The organism is Halobacillus shinanisalinarum, from assembly GCF_022919835.1.
GTDB classification, from domain to species: Bacteria; Bacillota; Bacilli; order Bacillales; family Halobacillaceae; genus Halobacillus_A; species Halobacillus_A shinanisalinarum.
The window spans coordinates 1,573,206-1,591,911 of sequence record NZ_CP095074.1 but is presented as its reverse complement, the minus strand read 5'-3'; the positions used below and the strand labels follow the sequence as shown (position 1 = coordinate 1,591,911).

Annotated in this window: 14 protein-coding genes and 2 pseudogenes; 14 read left to right on the top strand and 2 right to left on the bottom strand. The window is 39.9% G+C overall.

The genetic code is table 11. From position 1 onward, the window contains the following. The first annotated feature begins 58 nt into the window (after positions 1-58). The 8 genes from MUO14_RS07935 (at position 59) to MUO14_RS07900 (ending at position 11,132) form a co-directional block, all read left to right on the top strand. Positions 59-1,645 carry a solute:sodium symporter family transporter gene (locus tag MUO14_RS07935; protein ID WP_244754703.1) on the top strand — a complete coding sequence of 529 codons (1,587 nt, stop codon included), beginning with the start codon at positions 59-61 and terminating at the stop codon, positions 1,643-1,645. Positions 1,646-1,669: 24 nt separating this feature from the next. Then, the gene (locus tag MUO14_RS07930; protein ID WP_244754702.1) at positions 1,670-2,827 is read left to right on the top strand and encodes a galactokinase; all 1,158 of its coding nucleotides are present in this window, start codon (positions 1,670-1,672) and stop codon (positions 2,825-2,827) included. 16 nt (positions 2,828-2,843) lie between these two features. Beyond that, positions 2,844-3,833 (top strand): UDP-glucose 4-epimerase GalE, encoded by a 990-nt coding sequence (gene galE, locus MUO14_RS07925; protein WP_244754701.1) that lies wholly within the window; start codon positions 2,844-2,846, stop codon positions 3,831-3,833. Positions 3,834-3,854: 21 nt separating this feature from the next. Then, the gene (gene galT / locus MUO14_RS07920; RefSeq protein WP_244754700.1) at positions 3,855-5,375 is read left to right on the top strand and encodes a UDP-glucose--hexose-1-phosphate uridylyltransferase; all 1,521 of its coding nucleotides are present in this window, start codon (positions 3,855-3,857) and stop codon (positions 5,373-5,375) included. A 23-nt stretch (positions 5,376-5,398) separates the two neighbouring features. Continuing rightward, positions 5,399-6,334, top strand: a complete 936-nt coding sequence (locus tag MUO14_RS07915) for an aldose epimerase family protein (protein WP_244754699.1) — start codon at positions 5,399-5,401, stop codon at positions 6,332-6,334. A gap of 1 nt (position 6,335) precedes the next feature. Next, a complete protein-coding gene (locus MUO14_RS07910) occupies positions 6,336-8,288 on the top strand; it encodes a beta-galactosidase (protein ID WP_244754698.1) in 1,953 nt (650 codons plus the stop codon). A gap of 556 nt (positions 8,289-8,844) precedes the next feature. After that, a complete protein-coding gene (locus MUO14_RS07905) occupies positions 8,845-9,552 on the top strand; it encodes a helix-turn-helix domain-containing protein (protein ID WP_244754697.1) in 708 nt (235 codons plus the stop codon). Positions 9,553-10,109: 557 nt separating this feature from the next. Continuing rightward, positions 10,110-11,132 carry a DUF3231 family protein gene (locus MUO14_RS07900; protein WP_244754696.1) on the top strand — a complete coding sequence of 341 codons (1,023 nt, stop codon included), beginning with the start codon at positions 10,110-10,112 and terminating at the stop codon, positions 11,130-11,132. Positions 11,133-11,783: 651 nt separating this feature from the next. On the opposite strand, the pseudogene MUO14_RS07895 reads toward MUO14_RS07900, so the two are convergent. Further along, a pseudogene (locus MUO14_RS07895) lies at positions 11,784-12,058 on the bottom strand (IS30 family transposase); the annotation flags it as partial. 310 nt (positions 12,059-12,368) lie between these two features. On the opposite strand from MUO14_RS07895, the gene MUO14_RS07890 reads away from it, so the two are divergent. Together MUO14_RS07890 and MUO14_RS07885 are read left to right on the top strand one after the other, a co-directional pair. Further along, positions 12,369-13,223, top strand: a complete 855-nt coding sequence (locus MUO14_RS07890; protein WP_244754695.1) for an aldo/keto reductase — start codon at positions 12,369-12,371, stop codon at positions 13,221-13,223. A 400-nt stretch (positions 13,224-13,623) separates the two neighbouring features. After that, on the top strand, positions 13,624-14,340 hold the full coding sequence (locus MUO14_RS07885; protein ID WP_244754694.1) for a dihydropteridine reductase: 717 nt from the start codon (positions 13,624-13,626) through the stop codon (positions 14,338-14,340). A gap of 99 nt (positions 14,341-14,439) precedes the next feature. Here the strand turns inward: MUO14_RS07885 and MUO14_RS07880 are convergent. Next, positions 14,440-14,529, bottom strand: a pseudogene (locus MUO14_RS07880) (hypothetical protein); the annotation flags it as partial. Between the two features lie 491 nt (positions 14,530-15,020). Between MUO14_RS07880 and MUO14_RS07875 the strand changes: the two are divergent. The 4 genes from MUO14_RS07875 to MUO14_RS07860 all read left to right on the top strand — a co-directional run bounded on the left by MUO14_RS07875 (position 15,021) and on the right by MUO14_RS07860 (position 18,272). Further along, complete coding sequence (locus MUO14_RS07875) at positions 15,021-15,761, top strand: alpha/beta hydrolase (RefSeq protein ID WP_244754693.1); 741 nt, start codon at positions 15,021-15,023, stop codon at positions 15,759-15,761. A 128-nt stretch (positions 15,762-15,889) separates the two neighbouring features. Beyond that, entirely contained in the window at positions 15,890-16,471 is a 582-nt protein-coding gene (locus MUO14_RS07870) for a sugar O-acetyltransferase (RefSeq protein WP_244754692.1), read from the top strand. Between the two features lie 315 nt (positions 16,472-16,786). Beyond that, the gene (locus tag MUO14_RS07865) at positions 16,787-17,425 is read left to right on the top strand and encodes a pentapeptide repeat-containing protein (RefSeq protein ID WP_244754691.1); all 639 of its coding nucleotides are present in this window, start codon (positions 16,787-16,789) and stop codon (positions 17,423-17,425) included. 214 nt (positions 17,426-17,639) lie between these two features. Then, positions 17,640-18,272, top strand: a complete 633-nt coding sequence (locus MUO14_RS07860) for a CatA-like O-acetyltransferase (RefSeq protein ID WP_244754690.1) — start codon at positions 17,640-17,642, stop codon at positions 18,270-18,272. Positions 18,273-18,706: the final 434 nt, after the last annotated feature.

Below are 18,706 nucleotides of genomic sequence, written 5' to 3'. Positions count from 1 at the left end.
TAATTTTACTAACTATATTGCAAACGCATTCAAACCAACTGTGCAAGGAGAGACAACTATGAATCTATTTACGATTGTATCTTTTCTATTTTTTACTGGACTAGTAGCACTTATCTCATACTTCCTAACTCGTAAAGAGAACTTAGCCACCCAGGATGGTTATTTCCTAGGTGGAAGGAGCTTAGGGGCGTGGACGATTGCCGGTTCTCTCATGCTTACGAATTTATCTACGGAACAATTGATTGGATTAAATGCGCAAGGGTATTCTGATACCCTTGCGGTGATGGGCTGGGAAGTCGGGTCTGCTATTGCGTTAGTGGTTGTTGCCTTATTTCTTTTACCAAGATATTTGAAAGGCGGCATTACGACCATCCCTGATTTCTTAGAAGATCGTTATGACTTTGGGACAAAACAAATTGTCACCATTCTTTTCTTGTTCGGGTATATTTTTAATCTGCTTCCACCGATCCTCTATTCCGGAGCGGTCGCCATTAATGGTTTGTTCGGTATTCCGGAAGCGCTAGGGGTAAGCCGCATGACAGGTTTATTTATTACGGTATTTGCGATTGGAATTGTCGGTTCGATTTACGCCATTTTTGGTGGGTTAAAGGCTGTTGCCGTGTCTGATTCCATTAATGGCATTGGTCTTCTGATCGGGGGATTGATGATTCCGGTTATCGGGTTGTTTGTCTTAGGGGATGGTTCGATAACAAATGGGTTGAGTACAATCGTTCAAGAATCTCCGGAAAAATTGAATTCAGTCGGCGGTTCCGAAAGTCCGGTGCCCTTTGGAACCATGTTTACAGGGATGCTTTTAGTCAACCTATTTTACTGGGGAACGGCCCAGCATATTATGCAGCGGGCGATTGCGGCGAAGAATTTGAAGGAAGGTCAAAAAGGGGTGTTGATTGCCGCTTTTTTGAAACTGTTAGGACCTGTCTTCCTGATTCTTCCGGGAATTATCGCTTTCAACATGTTCGGTCCGGGGCTTGAGCCGACGAATGCTTATCCCAGACTGGTCAAAGAAGTATTGCCAACGCCTTTGGTAGGTTTCTTTGCCGCTGTCCTGTTCGGTGCGATCTTATCCTCCTTTAATTCAGCATTGAACTCATCCGTTACGTTGATTGCACTCAATATTTATAAGCCGTATTTCAAGCCAGAGGCACCTGATCGTGAGGTTGTCCGTAAAGGGAAATATATTGGTATCGTACTCGCTTTGTTTGCGATGTGTATCGCACCACTGATTGATCTGGTGCCTCAAGGTTTCTTTCAATACTTACAAATCGTTAACGGTTTTTATAATGTGCCAATCTTCACGATTCTTATTGTTGGCTATCTGACTAAACGTGTTCCAGCTATAGCAGCGAAAATATCGTTGTTTGTATTTATTTCGATTTATGCCGTCACTCAGCTAGTTTGGGACACAGGAATCCACTTCCTTCATATATTAGCGATTCTTTTCGTATTATGTTCAGGGTTAATGCTGCTAATCGGCAAGCTTCGCCCTCGCGAGAAAGATTTCACTTTAGAAGAAAAGTCGAAGGTCGATATGACCCCGTGGAAACTTGTATTCCCTGTCGGAGTGGCTGTGACATTGGCGATGATCATTATCTACACGTTGCTATCTCCAATAGGTATTCTATAAATCTTATAAGGGTAAGGTGAAAAGATGGAACAATTGAAAAAGGAATTTATGCATCAGTTTGGGGATCATGGAGAATGTGTATCTTTTTTTGCTCCAGGACGTGTCAACCTCATAGGGGAGCATACCGATTATAACGGAGGCCACGTTTTCCCGTGCGCGCTTAGTGTGGGGACGTATGTTGTCGTCCGCAAACGACAGGATCAAAAGGTTCGACTGTATTCCAAGAATTTTAACGAATTAGGAATCATCGAAACCAAAGTAGACGGTCTGACTTATGAACAAGTTCACGACTGGGCGAACTATCCGAAAGGTGTGGCTGCTGTATTCCGGCAAGCTGGTTACAAGATCCCCACTGGTTTCGATGCCGTTTTTTATGGAAACATTCCAAACGGGGCAGGTTTGTCCTCGTCAGCCTCGGTTGAATTGGTTACAGCTGTTATGCTGAAGGAGCTATTCCAGCTTGAGATCGATCGGATCGAGATGGTGAAGCTGGCTCAAAAGGCGGAGAACGAATTTGTCGGTGTAAATTGTGGAATCATGGATCAATTCGCTAGTGGAATGGGGAAGAAAGATCATGCGATTCTATTAAACTGTGATACATTGGATTATCAACACACTCCGATTTCCTTAACGAATGAGCAGCTGATCATAGCCAATACCAATAAACGAAGAGGTCTGTCTGAGTCCAAGTATAATGAAAGAAGGCTGCAGTGTGAAACAGCCGTAAGTGATCTGCAAGCCAAGCTCGATATTAGTCAACTCGGTGAATTGACAGGAGATGAGTTTGAGGCTTATAAAGGTTTGATTCATGATGAGATGGTGCGAAAACGAGCGAAGCACGTGGTCTATGAAAATCTCCGTACAATCAATGCGGTGGAAAAATTAAAAGCTGGCGATGTTGAAGGCTTTGGTAGGTTAATGAATGAATCCCATGTGTCATTACGTGATGATTATGAAGTGACTGGAAAGGAACTGGATGCCTTAGTCGAGGCAGCATGGGAAGAAGGAGCCATTGGATCGAGAATGACTGGGGCTGGTTTTGGCGGCTGTACGATAAGTATTGTACCAAACGAGATGACTAGTCGCTTTATTGATCGCGTCGGCCAAAAGTACACAGAAGCTACTGGTTTAGAAGCGGATTTTTATGTAGTCAATATTGGAGATGGCGCAAAAAAATTATAACAGGAGGGTACACAATATGGCGGTATTAGTATGTGGTGGAGCTGGGTATATTGGAAGTCATGCCGTAGCTCAATTGTTGGATCGAGACGAAGAAGTCGTGGTGGTGGATAATCTGCAAAAAGGTCATTGTGAAGCTGTAGTAGAAGGAGCTGCCTTTTACCAAGGTGATCTTCGTGATGAAGCGTTTTTAAACGACGTCTTTGAATCAAACGACATCGATGCGGTGATTCACTTTGCAGCCGATTCACAGGTTGGGGAAAGTGTCGAGGATCCATTGAAATATTACGATAACAATGTGTACGGGGCTGTATGTTTACTGAGGGTTATGGCTGCCCATCAGGTGAAGAAAATCGTTTTTTCATCGACTGCCGCAGCCTATGGAGAAGTGGAACAGGTACCGATTCAGGAAACGGATCCAACCATGCCGACGAATCCATATGGAGAAACGAAGCTTGCGATTGAAAACATGCTGAAATGGGCTGAGCAGGCTCACGGCATTCAATCGGTAGTCTTACGTTATTTTAACGTGGCTGGGGCGGATCCCAAAGGCCGGATAGGCGAAGACCATGATCCGGAAACTCATTTAATTCCAATCATCCTGGCAGTAGCCTTAGGAAAACGAGAGAAAATTCTCATCTTTGGTGATGATTATCCTACCAAGGATGGGACATGTATCCGAGATTATATCCATGTATCTGATTTGGTCGATGCCCATTTGTTGGCTATTAAAAAATTGAGAAGTCAAAGCGGCAGTGCTACTTATAATCTGGGTAATGGCCAAGGTTTTACAGTCAAAGAAGTAATCGATGCAGCAAGAAGGATAACAGGCCGTGACATTCCGGCAGAAATAGCTCCCAGACGGGCAGGAGATCCAGCACAACTCGTTGCCTCTTCTGCAAAAGCGATGAATGAACTAGGCTGGGAACCGCAGCATTCTGACTTGGATAACATGATTCAAACGGCCTGGACCTGGTTTCAAAATCATCCGGACGGCTACGGTAATTAATTAGAAATGAGGTGAATGATCATGACCGTTAACATATATAAAGAGATTGATCGTTTGATTCATTATGGTTTGCATAAAGAAATGATGGCTGTGTGGGACATCGATTATGTTCGTAATGCTTTGTTAGAACTCTTCCAATTAGAGGAGTATCAGCCGACAAATCTGCCAGAGGAGCTGCTTGAGACTCCGATTGACATGTTAGAAAACATGCTTGATTATGCAGTCGAGAATCAATTAATCCCTGATAATACCGTCATACAACGAGATTTATTTGATCCGAAAATCATGGACAAACTGATCCCCCGTCCTTCAGAAGTGATTCGAACCTTTTACCATCTCTATCAGTCGGAAGGACCGGTGGCAGCAACGGATTATTTCTATCAACTAGCTAAGTCCTCTCATTATATCCGGACAGATCGTGTGGCCAAGAATGTTCATTGGTACAGTCCGACTTCTTATGGCGATTTGGAAATCACGATCAACCTGTCCAAGCCAGAGAAAGACCCGAAAGCGATTGAAGCAGCCAAAGCCAAGGGGCCTGTTTCTTATCCGAAATGCTTGCTATGCAAAGAAAATGTTGGCTACGCAGGCCGGATGGATCACCCAGCCCGTCAAAACCATCGGATCATCCCGATGGAACTGCAAGAGGAGAGGTGGTTTTTACAATACTCCCCTTATGTTTATTACAATGAGCATGCGATTGTCTTTTCTGGTGAGCATCGGCCCATGAAAATCTCATGGGCAGGCTTTGAGCGCCTCCTTCACTTTGTTGAACAGCTGCCCCATTACTTTGTCGGTTCGAATGCGGATTTACCAATTGTGGGGGGCTCGATTCTAAGTCATGATCACTTTCAAGCCGGCCACCACGAATTTCCCATGGCGCAAGCACCAATGGATGAAACATTCAACGTAAGTGATGACCCTGAGATGACTGTCGGTATCGTAAACTGGCCGATGTCCGTGATACGGCTTCAAGGAAATAACCGTGAAAAATTGGCAAGACTAGGCGAAAGAATTTTACAGACGTGGAAAGGCTACAGTGATGAACGTGTGGGCATTTTTGCAGAAACAGAGGGGACGCCGCACAATACGATCACGCCGATTGTCCGCATGAGGGATGGATTATTTGAGCTTGACCTCGTGTTGAGAAATAATCGCACGAATGAGCAGTATCCCATGGGCATTTTCCATCCTCATCAAGAAGTTCACCATATCAAGAAAGAAAATATCGGTTTGATCGAAGTCATGGGGCTTGCTGTATTGCCTGGACGCTTGGTAGAAGAAATGGATGTGCTTAGTGAATACATGCTTCAAGATGCCCTGGATACGAAAGGGACTGACGATGATCGTACCGCTAAACATGTGGATTGGGCCAAGCAGATCAGAGCCCGTCATGAACAGTTGAACAAACAAAATATAAAGCAGCTATTAAAAGAGGAAATTGGAAGAACGTTCTCAACGGTGTTAGAACATGCCGGCGTATTCAAACGAACGACAGAAGGACAGGAAGGGTTCCGGCGCTTTCTAAGTGAGATATTGTAATTTGTATTGTAGGAGAGGTCTTGATGATCAAGTATGGCACATTCAAAGGGATAGATTCTATTATTTTGGAAAATGAACACATTCGGTGCACGATCCTGCCTGCTTATGGTGGTAAAATGGCAAGTTTGTTTGATAAAAAGGCAGGCTATGAATGGCTGTATCAAACAGAAGCCGACAAGATGACCATTCCTACTTATGGGCAAGATTTTTCCAAATTTGATTCCAGTGGGTTTGATGAAATGTTCCCTGGAATAGATGAAGGACCGCACCCTCATGATTTTTTGCGCATTCCTGATCATGGGGAAGTATGGGCGATGCCCTGGCAAGTGACAGAACGTTCGTACGGACTGGATTTAGAAGTGTCCAGTCCGGTTTTTCCTTATTCTTTAAAAAAACAAGTATCTCTTAAGGAAGACCGTGTTGAACTGAATTACCAAGCGATCAACTTGTCCAATCAACCGTTTCCTTTTATTTGGGCGGCCCATTCCCTGCTAAATATGAATCAGACGACAACCATTCGCGTGCCATCGGATCTGAGTGAAGTCATTAATGTGGAACAAGCATCTGATCATCTTGGAGAGTGGGGAACCGTCCATCGTTATCCAGTCACCCAATCCAGGCGAACAGGGGACTCCATCGATTTATCAAAAATGGAAGACGAAAAAGCGAACAATATAGAGAAGTTTTATTTTACAAAACGGCTAAGCCAAGGATGGTGTCAGGCTGTTCAGAATAACATCGGAAGGACGTTAACGTATACGTTCCCTTCGGATAAAGTGCCTTATTTAGGAATATGGAAGACGCAGGGCGGCTATCGCAGTGAGTATAATTTTGCTTTAGAGCCCTGTACGGGGATGTATGATGATGTATATGTCGCAAATAAAATCAATAAGGTATCAAAAATCCCTGCACGAGGAACGTACTCATGGGATTTAACGATGCAAGTAGGAGGTTTGTAAGATGACCTATCTTGGGGTAGATTATTATCCGGAACACTGGCCAAAGGAAATGGTGACAGAAGATATTCAAGGAATCAAAGAGATGGGGGCCAATATCGTACGAATCGGCGAGTTTGCCTGGCACCTGATGGAAAAGAAAGACGGACAATTTAATTTTTCTTATTTTGATATGGTGATTGACTCATTGAAGGAGAAGGGGTTGGATGTGATGTTCGGTACGCCGACTGCAACCTTCCCCGCTTGGCTGGCGGATAGAGACCCTTCGATATTATCTGAAGATGAATATGGCCATAAGCGAGTGTTTGGCGGCCGCCGCCAATATTGCTTTCATTCGGATACCTACAGGGAACATAGTGCCCGCATCACGAAGGAATTAGTCAAACACTATCAACATGAACAAGCGATTGTGGTATGGCAAGTCGATAATGAGTTCGGCCATGAGGGAAGTGACCAATGCTACTGTGATCAGTGTCATGCTAAGTTCCATGAATTCCTGGCTGAGAAATACCATGATATTTACAGCTTAAATGAGCGCTGGGGAACGGTCTTTTGGGGACAGACGTACAATGATTTTACTGAGATTCCCGTTCCAAAACCAACCATCACGACACATAATCCCGGGTTAAAATTGGATTGGGCCAGGTTCCGTTCAGCTTCCCTCAATCGCTTCGCCCATGACATGACAAATATCGTAAAACAATATAAAGGAACGCATCAGCGCGTGACCACGAACGTCGCAGGAGGATTTTTCAACAAATGGTTCGATCATGCGGAAAATCTTCGCCCCATGGACTTTGTTTCCTACGACAATTATCCGGTGTGGGGTGGACTGGAGGAACCCATTCCACCAGCTGAGATTGCGATGACACTTGATTTCAACCGGGGCTTATTAGATAAAAACTTTTGGATCGTCGAGGAATTGATGGGAGCTCAGGGACACGATGTGATTGGTTACTTGCCGCGTCCGAACCAAGCTAAAATGTGGTCTTATCAGGCATTTGCCCATGGTTGCAATCATATGCTTTATTTCCGTTGGCGAGGAATGACAAAGGGAGCGGAGCAGTTTTGTTATGGAGTAATTGATCAAGATAACCAGTATGGAAGGAAGTATAAAGAAGTCCAATCGTTATTCCATGAGATTTCTTCATATGAAGATGTGCTTGAGTCACCTATCAAGTCCGAGATTGCCGTCATCTATGATTACGACAATATTTGGTCTTGGCGTGCACAAAGTCAGAGTAAAGATTTCGATTTTAAAGAAGAACTGATGCGTCTGTATCGGCCGTTTTATTCCTTGAATACCCATATAGATGTTATTCCTTGCGACAGAGACCTTTCAACATACAAAGTTGTCCTTGTACCGGTTATGCAAATCATCGATCAAAGATTGGCAGATCAGTTAGCTGCCTTTGCGGAAAAAGGGGGAACAGTAGTCTTTTCGTTTCGAGCTGGCTTAAAGAATAAAGATAACAACATTCATTTCAAACAGCCACTCCCAGGCCCGGTCCGTTCATTAACAGGAATAAAGATCGAAGAAGTTGAATCTTTAACAAAGGAAAGAACCGTACCCGTCGAAGGAACGGGCGACTATAATGGAGAAACTTCGCGCGTAGCGGTTTGGAGAGATTTAATTGTTGCTGAAACGGCGGAGGTTCTTTTTCGATATCAGGACGGGCTCTATGGACAATATGCTGCCGTAACCCGAAATACGTATGGAAAAGGGAACGTCTATTACATCGGCGGAGGACTTGGGGAACAGACGATGGATGGTGTAGCCATGGAGATTATTGGGTCTAACGATCTTTCATTTGTTGAATCGGATGAAGACGTTGAAGTTTATCGCCGTCATACAGTGGAAGAGACTTTTACTTTTATTATGAATCATAGTGATCAAATGAAATCCTTTCAAGAGATTTCCCTTCAACCTTTTGAAAGTCGAATTATTAAACACTGACTGCTGTTTCTGTACGTCTTAGATAGCTAATCCAAAACCTCATCTTTCAGAAGGGGTAAGTAAAACAAACCATACGATAACCGAGGGGGGATACATGCCCCAATTATCGTATGGTTTTATGTTTCCTTCTCTATAATTCTAGGAATTTCATTTCTTTAATTCTTAAAAAACTCTACGTCGTCCACATTAATCCAATTATTTGTATTTGCATCCGTCCAAAAACCGAATTCAGCTTGCCCGTTTGTAACATGAATATCTGTTATACAAAGGTCATTTCCCAATAGGGTTAAATTACCAAAAATATACAGAAACAAAGCCCGTCAAACTTCTGAGGAAATTAAAAAGCTCGGAGTAAGCTGTATGATTTACTAGGCAGGAGTAAACGATGGTAAGCGATATGGACAAGCGGAACTTGCTTACAACTAGCACAACGCCATTTACAATAATTCCTTAAAACATGGGTTTATAGACTCCTTTTTGGTTTCGAATCGCTGGGCGATATACTCTTGCCAAAATATCGAATAACCTTCATATTTAGTAGAGAAGGAGGATCGAAATGCGACACGATATAAAACCCAATGAACGAGCTTTCTCTACCAAAGAGGTGGCAGAAGAATTGAACATTGCAACACCGACAGTCCGAAAATATGGACAAGTCTTAGAGCGAAATGGATATGAGTTTTTCAAGGATGGTCATCGGCGTATATTTGTGCGATCTGACATAGAAGCGCTTATAGCGTTACGCGATACGGACAATCCCTTTGACGATACAGCTAAAGACCTTGCGAATCAACAAAAAGCAAGATTAGAAGGGTTTAGTGAAACACAAGTGGCAATACCCGATACATATGACAACTCATTCCATGATCCTCATCAATTAAAAGACTTCTTAATGTTTATATCCCAAGAACTTGCAGCCTCACGTGAGATGAATGTCCAACTGACAAATAATGTTTCTGAACTTCAATCAACCGTTGCCCGACTACGGCAAGATCATCATGCTATCAGTTCTGGTGTCGGAAATTCTACGCAAAAAATGAATACCAAACTTGAGAAATTAATGGAACAACAAAAGACTCAATATGAAAATTTGCTGCAACAAGAAAAAGAGAAAAACGAATTCTTACATAGTGAAATACAAAATATGCGGGACGAACAGAAACAAGAATGGCGGTCACAAAATGAGTTTAACAAGCGTTTAGAAGAATCGGTGAAAAAACCTAAAGGAAATTGGGGCTGGCTTTTCTCCATTTTCCGTAAGTAGGTGCTTTTTATCTTTTCCTAAAAAGAATTTCGGTGACTTACCCCCAGTACGAATTCAGAAATATGCGATACCACACTAAAGATTTCTACAAACCCTAAAAAGCTTCTAACCCATAAGGACCAGTAGGTTGTTGAGAATGATAAATACATACTCGATGCTGCCAAAAACTCTGGAACTATTCTTTTGTATGGGGAGAAAAATACTGTTCGATTAGAGCAGAAGTTTTGGAAATGTTGAATGAAAAACGAAAAATGGCAAACATTTTCGTCATCCTCTTTATCTTAAGAAAGACCTCAATCCCATCATAAAAATGGACACTCTTTTGCGTGACGAAGGAGTGTCTGTTTTTTGTGCCTTAAAGATCAACTATGTAGATTGACTTATCCTGTGTTTTCCATAAAAAGGTATATGTCATATGTGATAAAAAGTTGACGTTGGCGCTACCGCAAGTACAAAACCTATAAAATCCCATATAGAGTTCCACAGGATTTGATCGTAATAATATACAGTTTTTCGCAAAGAATAAATCCATACCTATTCTTTGGAGGAATTTAATTATGACGGAAAATCGTACAAAGCTAACTTCTTCTGAATTAGCTTCTATTTGGAGTTCGTATATGAATGATAGTATGTCCAAATGTGTATTAAGTTATTTTCTCAAACATGTAGAAGATGATGAAATTCGATCTATTGTTCAGTTTGCTTATGACATTTCATCTACTCACATAAAGAAGCTAACAAGTATCTTCCAGCTTGAAGAGCTACCGCTGCCGACAGGTTTTACAAAAGAACATGATTTAAATGGAAATGCCCCTAAACTTTTTACTGACATGTTTATGCTACATTACATCAATCATATGGCTAAGGTGGGATTACTTGCCTACAGCAGCTTTATGGCTATGAGTGCTCGAAAAGATATAAGAGCCTATTTCATGGAAGGACTGCAAGAAACGTCTGATTTGTACGATAATAGTTCAGACGTACTCCTTTCAAAAGGCTTATTTGTTAGAGCGCCATATATTGCCTATCCCACAAGAACGGATTTTGTAGATTCAAAGAAATATTTAAATGGGTATTCTGTTGTCGGTAAGCAACGGCCATTAAACACAGTTGAAATATCTCATTTATTCATGAACATTCAAACCAACATGATAGGAAATAAATTAGCTCTTAGTTTTGCTCAAACTTCACCGAATGAACAGGTTCAAAAATGGATGTTGAGAGGAGCAGATATTTCAAAAAAACATGTTGAGATCTTTATGAAGGCGCTTATGAACAACAACATACAGCCACCTGCTTCATCTGATGTGAGTATAACAGATTCAACCACGCCACCATTTTCAGATAAACTAGCTCTTTTTCATATGGGTTTATTAAGTGGGGCAGGGACTGGGAATTACGCAACCGCAGCAGCTGCAAGTCAAAGAAACGACCTTATGGTAAATTATGAACGGCTCTCTTTAGAGATCGCTCGCTTTGCGAAAGATGGGGCCGATCTCATGATTAGTAATGGATGCTTAGAACAACCACCGGGAACGATAGATAAACATAAACTCGCTAAAACAAAAGATCCGGAATAAGTTTCACTTTCACTTCTTACACACCTTATAGCCGTACATTTACTAATTCCTGATGTTTTTATTATTCCGTATTTTCCCATTTTGAAAGGGGTTTGTTACTCCATGGTATAACTTAACGTCGTATTTTACTCGTACCTTGGAGTAACCCTAAGGAGCAACTATAAGTGATCTCTACTCCTATGACATTTTCAAAAAAACGTTAAATACTTCATCAGGTGAAAACCAGTATAAAAGCCATCATTGATTTGGAGGATTCCTTTAATGGACAAGATGAGGCGATTCGAACGTTTCCATGAATCAATACATTGAATCCGTTGCTTTCCAGTTCGGGGCTTGATGGTATTCGTATTGACGGTTATCAAAGGGGGCAGCTTCAATCAAATACGGAATGGAATCTATCAAACAAGTGATGTGATGTCAGTTTCCTCGGGTGAAGTGAACCGTTTTATGTAGATTTGGAATAAAGTTGCGATGCTTTACCTCTTTGGATGTAATTTGTCTAAGGGGTTTCTTGTGGTAAAGGTAATATACGGTTATACCGCAAGCGGGCCAGATTCTTGAGTAATGCATTGTGAGAAATGACGAAAATATGGTAATAACGCTATTCCATAATACCAGCTAATAGCTGTCAACATTTAAAGGCTTCGTTTGTCAAAATAAGCTAGACAACCTGCCTACATCCATATAGCTCATAAATACTTCCAACGGTGTCTGGTAGTCCAAGGACTTTTTGGGTACGTGGTTCCGCCTGTCGGTTGCTGAAGTAACGAAATGCTGATCTACCCTGTTGAAATCCATATGCTTGGGGAAGCTTTATTTCCGAAACAGACCATTGGAATGCTCGTTCAGTCTTGCGCCCCCTGATGGCGAAGTAAAATAGAGACATCATTGCGATTGCTCATTGCTCGCCAGTTCGAAAACTCTTTTTATGCTCTAATTTGTGCCGGCTCGAATGTATAAAATGATTTATTACGAAGAGGTCCTCACTCCATCAATCAGTTACGATTAGTGGTGTAGGATTTTTTTTAATTGGGTATATTAATTATGGACTTCTCAGTTAGAGATGAAATGAAACACTGTAATGTGATTGAGCTTGACGATTGACCGGCAGCTACTTTAACCGGGACCACTGTTTGGTGAAGACAGCCTGTTGGTTTTATATTGGCAGACGTGAAGGAAATATCTTTTTCTATCATTATCAACTTACATTATAAAGGTTTTAAAGGAGATGTGACTTTGACTATTGGTAATAACAGTTTTATTCTAAATGATGGCTCAGTGCTTCCACTTGTGGGATTAGGCACGATCGGCATTAACGGTGATCAGGGTACATTTGAAATTTTAAACGCCTTAAACACAGGGTATCGTTTAATCGATACTTCAACAAACTATGATAATGAAGGTATTGTCGGTGAAGCTGTGCGTCGATCCGCACTGCCCAGAGAAGAAATTTTAATCAGTACGAAATTGCCTGGCTCTTACCATGAATACGATAAGGCGTTTATCTTTATTCAGGAATCTTTACGCCGCACTGGATTAAAATATTTTGACAAGTATTTAATTCATTGGCCTAATCCCAAAGACGGCAAATATGTAGAAGCTTGGAAGGCTTTAGTGGATGCTCAGAAACAAGGATTAATCAGAACTATCGGTGTTTCAAACTTTGAACCAGAACATCTGGACAACATTATCGCAGAAACAGGTGTGACTCCTGCTACAAACCAGGTGGAGCGTCATCCGTATTTTAATAATAACCGTATGGTTGAAGAAGATGAAAAACGGGGTATTCTTACTGAATCCTGGAGCCCTTTTGGTCGGGGTTATCTGAATGATGTGCTGCAAAATGCCACAATTAAAGAAATTGCGGATAAATACGATAAAACTCCGGCACAGATCATTTTAAACTGGAACTATCAGGCCGGCGTATTTGCTGTTCCAAAATCGAGTAATCCAAAGCATCAAAAAGATAATATCAATAATACCAACTTTGAATTAACCCCTGAGGATATTGAAACAATTGATTCATTGGATAAAGGGGAAGCCGGCCGTGTAGAAGGGCAGGACCCCAACGAATATCACGAATATGTATAGACAGGCCACTATATGAAACGGGGTCTGGTAGTCCAGGGACTTCCTGGGTATTTACGGTGGGATGCTATAAACTTAAAAACACACTATCAGAGTTAGATATTTTTGAGCAATAGATAAAAGGCGGGTCTGTTTTAAGCAGACCCGCCTTTTATTTTTAAAAATTGTTCCGTTACGGGCGCTTATCTGGAATAAGGATCGGCGGTCATTCTTGAGGAATAAGGCGATCATCTAGAAAAATACTTTTGAAAGTAGATTACAAAAAAATGTTGATTACGAAAGAGATAGTGGTTTTGCCGTTCCTGAATTATCTGAAATAATCAATCCGTTTAATTGAGAATTGTTATCACTTATTGTATATTAGATAGTAACGATACATATAATTGAGTAAGGAGAATATATAATGCAAATATACTGGACTAAAATAAATAAGATTATTGAAGAAACACCTGAGGTTAAAACGTACCTGCTCGACTGTCCGGAAGACTTTACATGGGAAGAAGGTTCCCACACCCACTTCGCACTGGAAGGCTTTAATGCCGGAGATAAACCAAACCGCAGCTTGATTCGCCATATGTCAATCTCCACTTTACCGCACGAAAATTCAATCGGTATCACAACACGTATCAGAGAGCAGTGCTCTGAGTTTAAAACGATTTTAAGAAATCTTGAAGTCGGCAATGAAGTTGCAATATTTAAAACTCATTCGAATGTACCGCTTAAAAGGGAAGACAAAAATGTTTACCTGTTGTCATCAGGTGTCGGCCTGGCAACTTTCAGACCGCTTGTACTTGATTATTTCGAACGTGATGACAACGTCAATCAAATTCATTCCCTGAACATCGATTCATCAAAAGATTTCTTATTCACTGATATTTTTGAATCCGCACCTGACAAGAAGTTCGTATCACAGTTCGTCGATAACCGTAAAGACTACTATGAAGAAGTGAAAAATCTTGCTGCAGACAAGGATGGACTCTTCTATGTTGTCGGCAGCGACGAATTCCTCGTGCAGAACATTGAAGTACTGCGTGAGCAGGGCATCAAGCCGGAACAGATTATGCTCGACAAGCATGAACAAGAACTGCCTGAGTTTTTATCATTTGATTTGTCAATTTAAGTGAGACAAAATATTATCTTGGTAAATACTAAATAGATGTTCCGTTAAAGGGTGCTTTCCTTGAATATAGGTAAAGCGCCCTGTTTGTGGTTACAAAAGTTATTCAGTAAACGTAAATGTTTCTTTTAAAGGCCTGCCTTCGCTACCCTTTTCGGTCCATACGATTACAACTTCTAGTTCCGTAGCCTTTTTCTCATGCGGTATACAAAGCATGCTCATAATAATTGGGTTGCATTGTCCATTATGAGCATGAGTGCTTGTGCTATTTCACTATTTTTCCAAATTTTCAATAGCTATAATCGTGTAAAGATTGAGGATTGGTCTGCTCTTATGGACATAATGGGTGTTAAGGTGTTCGTCGCAGCAGTTCTTCTCATCGTTACTATTATTCTAAATGTAATTACTCTGATTGTATATTGTAATTTTGCAGAAACAAAGTCACAGGAAAATGTACAAGGCTTAAATAAAAAAGATCTGTTAAAGTAGATGTTATAAGACTATTTTCAATTATCGGAGCGCAATTCTGGGGCAAAGGATTGCGCTTTTATTAATGTATACGATCGGGCCATATAATGGAATAAGACTTCCAAGCCGAAATGGTTATTTATGTTAAGGTTGGTATGGTATTGTGAGGAGATATAACCTATAGGGCAGATAAAGATAAGAAAGGGATTCAAACAATGATGAAAATAGTTCCTCCCAAGTCTTTTTACTATAAAGGTGGAGAGAAAGCCGTACTACTATTACATTCGTTTACTAGCAATACGAGTGATATGAAAAAGTTAGGGAGATATTTACAAGAAAATAAATATTCTTGCCATGCACCGTTATATCGTGGACATGGTTTAACAGCAGAAGAACTTATCACATATGGACCTTCAGATTGGTGGAAAGATGTACTAAATGGCTATCAATTATTGAAAGACGAAGGTTTTAAGAAAATAGCTGTGATTGGCCTTTCTCTCGGTGGCGTGTTTGCACTAAAGGTTGGACAAGAGTTGAACGTAAATGGTGTTGTGACAATGTCTGTCCCAACCCATCGGGAAGTTGCTGTATTACAAGAGCGCGTTTTCCATTACGCAAAGAGATACAAACAAATTGAGGGGAAAAATGGAGAACAAATAAATCTAGAAATGACACAGATTCAAAATATGTCTGTAGCTTCATTAGTCGAGTTTCAACAGCTAATTGATGCGACAATAGCTAAATTAGCTCGTATTACTTCACCGATCAGTATATTTTATGGTGAATTAGATGAATTACTGTACAAAGAGAGTGCAAATTTTGTATATCGAAGTGTTACATCGAGTCAAAAATCGATTAAAGGTTATCCTAATTCCACCCATTTGATGACAATAGGTTCAGACATCGAAGAAGTGAACAAAGATATTCTTACATTTTTAAATAATTTAATTTGGTAATTAAAATAAATATTCAATTAACGGGCATTTTCGCGGAGTAAGAAATGCGTCCATTGATGTGATTATTCATCTCAAATAACAGAAGTGTAGTTAAATTACCAGCAAAAAGGGGTAGGTGATTTTTAAAAATGGATATGAAAGAGTTTATAGATTTTTGTAGAAAAGGAAACCCAATTTCTGGCGAGGATAAAGAATTACATGGGCTATTAGTTCAATGTAGTTTTGAAGCCCAAAGAATAACTATGGAATTGAATACATCTTATCATTCTAAAGGGAAAATCGTAGAGATTTTTAGTGAATTGACAGGTAACAAAATTGATTCATCTTTTATGTGTTTTCCGCCATTTTATACGGACTTCGGCAAAAACATCACTATTGGGAAAAACGTATTTCTTAATACAGGTTGCTCCTTCCAAGATCGAGGCGGAATTAGTATAGGCAACGGTTCACAGATCGGTATGAATGTCACGATCAATACACTGAATCATGGATTATCTTTAGAAACAAGAAGCACAACATATCCCTCACCTGTCATAATCGGGGAGAATGTATGGATTGGGTCAAGCGCTACTATTCTACCTGGGGTGACTATTGGAGATAATTCTGTTATAGCAGCAGGGGCAGTTGTCACTAAGGATGTCTCAGAGAATACTGTGGTTGCAGGAGTGCCTGCCAAAGCTATAAAAAACATTAATGATAATTCAAGGTGATTTTGATTTGATTGGGTAAAACATAGGCAGTTGAACAATGGTGATTTTTCCTCAGCTTGATTGTAAAGAAATGTATTTAATCAAAAGGGGCGCGTTTATCGAATAACGCGTCTTTTTTACATTAAAGGGACATTTAACTTAATAAGGTATTTCTTAGAACTCAAAACAACTTCAGTTAAGATATTCGTCTAGATAATCCTGTGTATCAGAAAATGCTTAAAGGTCAAGTCTTGAAAAGGAACGTGTGTTCCTTTATGTTTGTATCCAGAGACCTTATAAGTGAATTAAATTCCTTTGAAAGTAGGTAGGTATACAGTGAAGATTGACACACCCAAGATCCCTGAAAATCTAACGGAGAGAAAATTTACAGATATTTTTTATGAAGAAGATCCAGAATTTGAAGTGTACCTCGTTACAGATTCTCAATTTGATAACGAGTCCATAGATCGATTACAACTTTATCGAACGGTTATCAAAAACTGTAACTTTGTTAATACCGACTTTAGCAGGATTGATCTTACCGATGTGCGCTTTAAGAATTGTGATTTATCCAATGCTAATTTGGGTAATGCCTCGATGAATCGAGTTGAATTTCTTAATTGTAAGTTGCTAGGCAGCAACTTAACAGAGTCTTATATCGGTAATACAAGATTTAGGGGATCGATTCTTAATATGGTTATGTTCGGTAACTCAAAACTTGAAAAGGTGATTTTTGATGATGCAGCGTTAGAAAGCGCTGACCTTTTTGACTGTAAGCTTAAAAAAGTAGAATTTCTTTCATGCAATCTTAATGGCGCGAGCTTTGAAGAGACACCATTAAAAGGAATTGATATAAGCTCATCCAATTTTGATTCTTTAACTGTTTCAATAGAGAACTTAAAAGGATGTATAGTATCAACGTCTCAAGCGATACAATTTGCTTCGTTATTAGGTCTGAAAATTCGACAGTATTGATACCGTTTAATCCTCTTTAACTTCGTATTTTGATCTTAAGTGGCTTAAAATGACTTATGAAGGCTTTGTTTATCATAAAAGGCAAAATTAAATTTTGATGATATTTATGCAAAGTTTTATACATGCTGTAGCTGGTAAGACAGCGCTAAAATGCTGTCTTACCAACAATGTAGTGATATTATAATTGAATATATTAAATGAGAGGTTGAAATAGGTGACAACTTATCAAGTCATTGATTTAGAAAGTTTTCCAAGAAGAAACTATTATGATTATTTTATGGCGACAGACACAACGTTTGAAATGACAGTAAAAATTGATGTTACTCGAGCAGTTAAAAAATGCAAAGACGAATCTATAAGTTTTTATGCTTACTCTATTTTTAATTTGACTAGATCGGTTAACAAGATTCCGAATATGAGGTATGCCCACATAGATAAGCAATTAGTAGAATGGCAAGAATTAGTACCAACGTTTACGAACTTTAATCAAGAAACAGAATTATTTTATAGTTTATGGTTGGAAGGATTAACAGATTACAAATCAGTTGACCGTGAGTACAAAAAGCTTATAAAAGAGTATGCAAACACAACAGATATCGCACCAATGGGAGTTGTTCCACCCAACGTGGTTAATATTTCATCAATTCCTTGGATGCATTTTGAACATTTTTCATCTCAACCAGGAGCTAACAAAAATAAACTAACACCAATGATTACCAGTGGAAAGTACGAAAAAGTTGGTTCACAGTTGCTGATGCCAGTGAATATTAAGGTTCATCATGCAACAGTAGATGGCTATCATGTGACGTTATTTTTTGAAATACTGCAACGTGAAATGAACCGCTAACTTTTAGGAGAAATAGGGCTGTAGGGCAAGTAACTGGAGTGTGCTCTCGCTATAAACGTTTTTATAATTTACTTCTTTGAACGCTATTTTATCAGGGGTTTAGAAAAGTGCATTTTCCCCATACAGGTGCATAGTTTGCATTTCCTAAGAAACATTTTGGAGGTTAATTGGTAAATATATTAATAGTTTTGAGGGAGGTGAAAATATAAAACTAGAAATTGAAGTTAGAGCATTTAGAGAAGTTCAAGGTACAGAAGATGCTTATAAAGGTGTCGAATTTAATGCGTGTACATAATGAGATTCTTATCGATTATATAAATGGGTGTTACAGAGTCCAAGCGAAAAAAAGAAAGTTTTTCAAAAATGAAAGGCTTTAAGCATAGAATTTATATGGAATTGTTTGTCGCCTAAGTAGACAGAAAGAATTAAAATAT

What these genes read in the sequence shown, in the direction of transcription:
- MUO14_RS07935 (WP_244754703.1), top strand. Translation starts at nt 59, where the DNA reads ATGAATCTATTTACGATTGTATCTTTTCTATTTTTTACTGGACTAGTA.
- MUO14_RS07900 (WP_244754696.1), top strand. Translation starts at nt 10,110, where the DNA reads ATGACGGAAAATCGTACAAAGCTAACTTCTTCTGAATTAGCTTCTATT.
- MUO14_RS07910 (WP_244754698.1), top strand. Translation starts at nt 6,336, where the DNA reads ATGACCTATCTTGGGGTAGATTATTATCCGGAACACTGGCCAAAGGAA.
- galT (WP_244754700.1), top strand. Translation starts at nt 3,855, where the DNA reads ATGACCGTTAACATATATAAAGAGATTGATCGTTTGATTCATTATGGT.
- MUO14_RS07915 (WP_244754699.1), top strand. Translation starts at nt 5,399, where the DNA reads ATGATCAAGTATGGCACATTCAAAGGGATAGATTCTATTATTTTGGAA.
- MUO14_RS07885 (WP_244754694.1), top strand. Translation starts at nt 13,624, where the DNA reads ATGCAAATATACTGGACTAAAATAAATAAGATTATTGAAGAAACACCT.
- MUO14_RS07930 (WP_244754702.1), top strand. Translation starts at nt 1,670, where the DNA reads ATGGAACAATTGAAAAAGGAATTTATGCATCAGTTTGGGGATCATGGA.
- MUO14_RS07905 (WP_244754697.1), top strand. Translation starts at nt 8,845, where the DNA reads ATGCGACACGATATAAAACCCAATGAACGAGCTTTCTCTACCAAAGAG.
- galE (WP_244754701.1), top strand. Translation starts at nt 2,844, where the DNA reads ATGGCGGTATTAGTATGTGGTGGAGCTGGGTATATTGGAAGTCATGCC.
- MUO14_RS07875 (WP_244754693.1), top strand. Translation starts at nt 15,021, where the DNA reads ATGATGAAAATAGTTCCTCCCAAGTCTTTTTACTATAAAGGTGGAGAG.
- MUO14_RS07870 (WP_244754692.1), top strand. Translation starts at nt 15,890, where the DNA reads ATGGATATGAAAGAGTTTATAGATTTTTGTAGAAAAGGAAACCCAATT.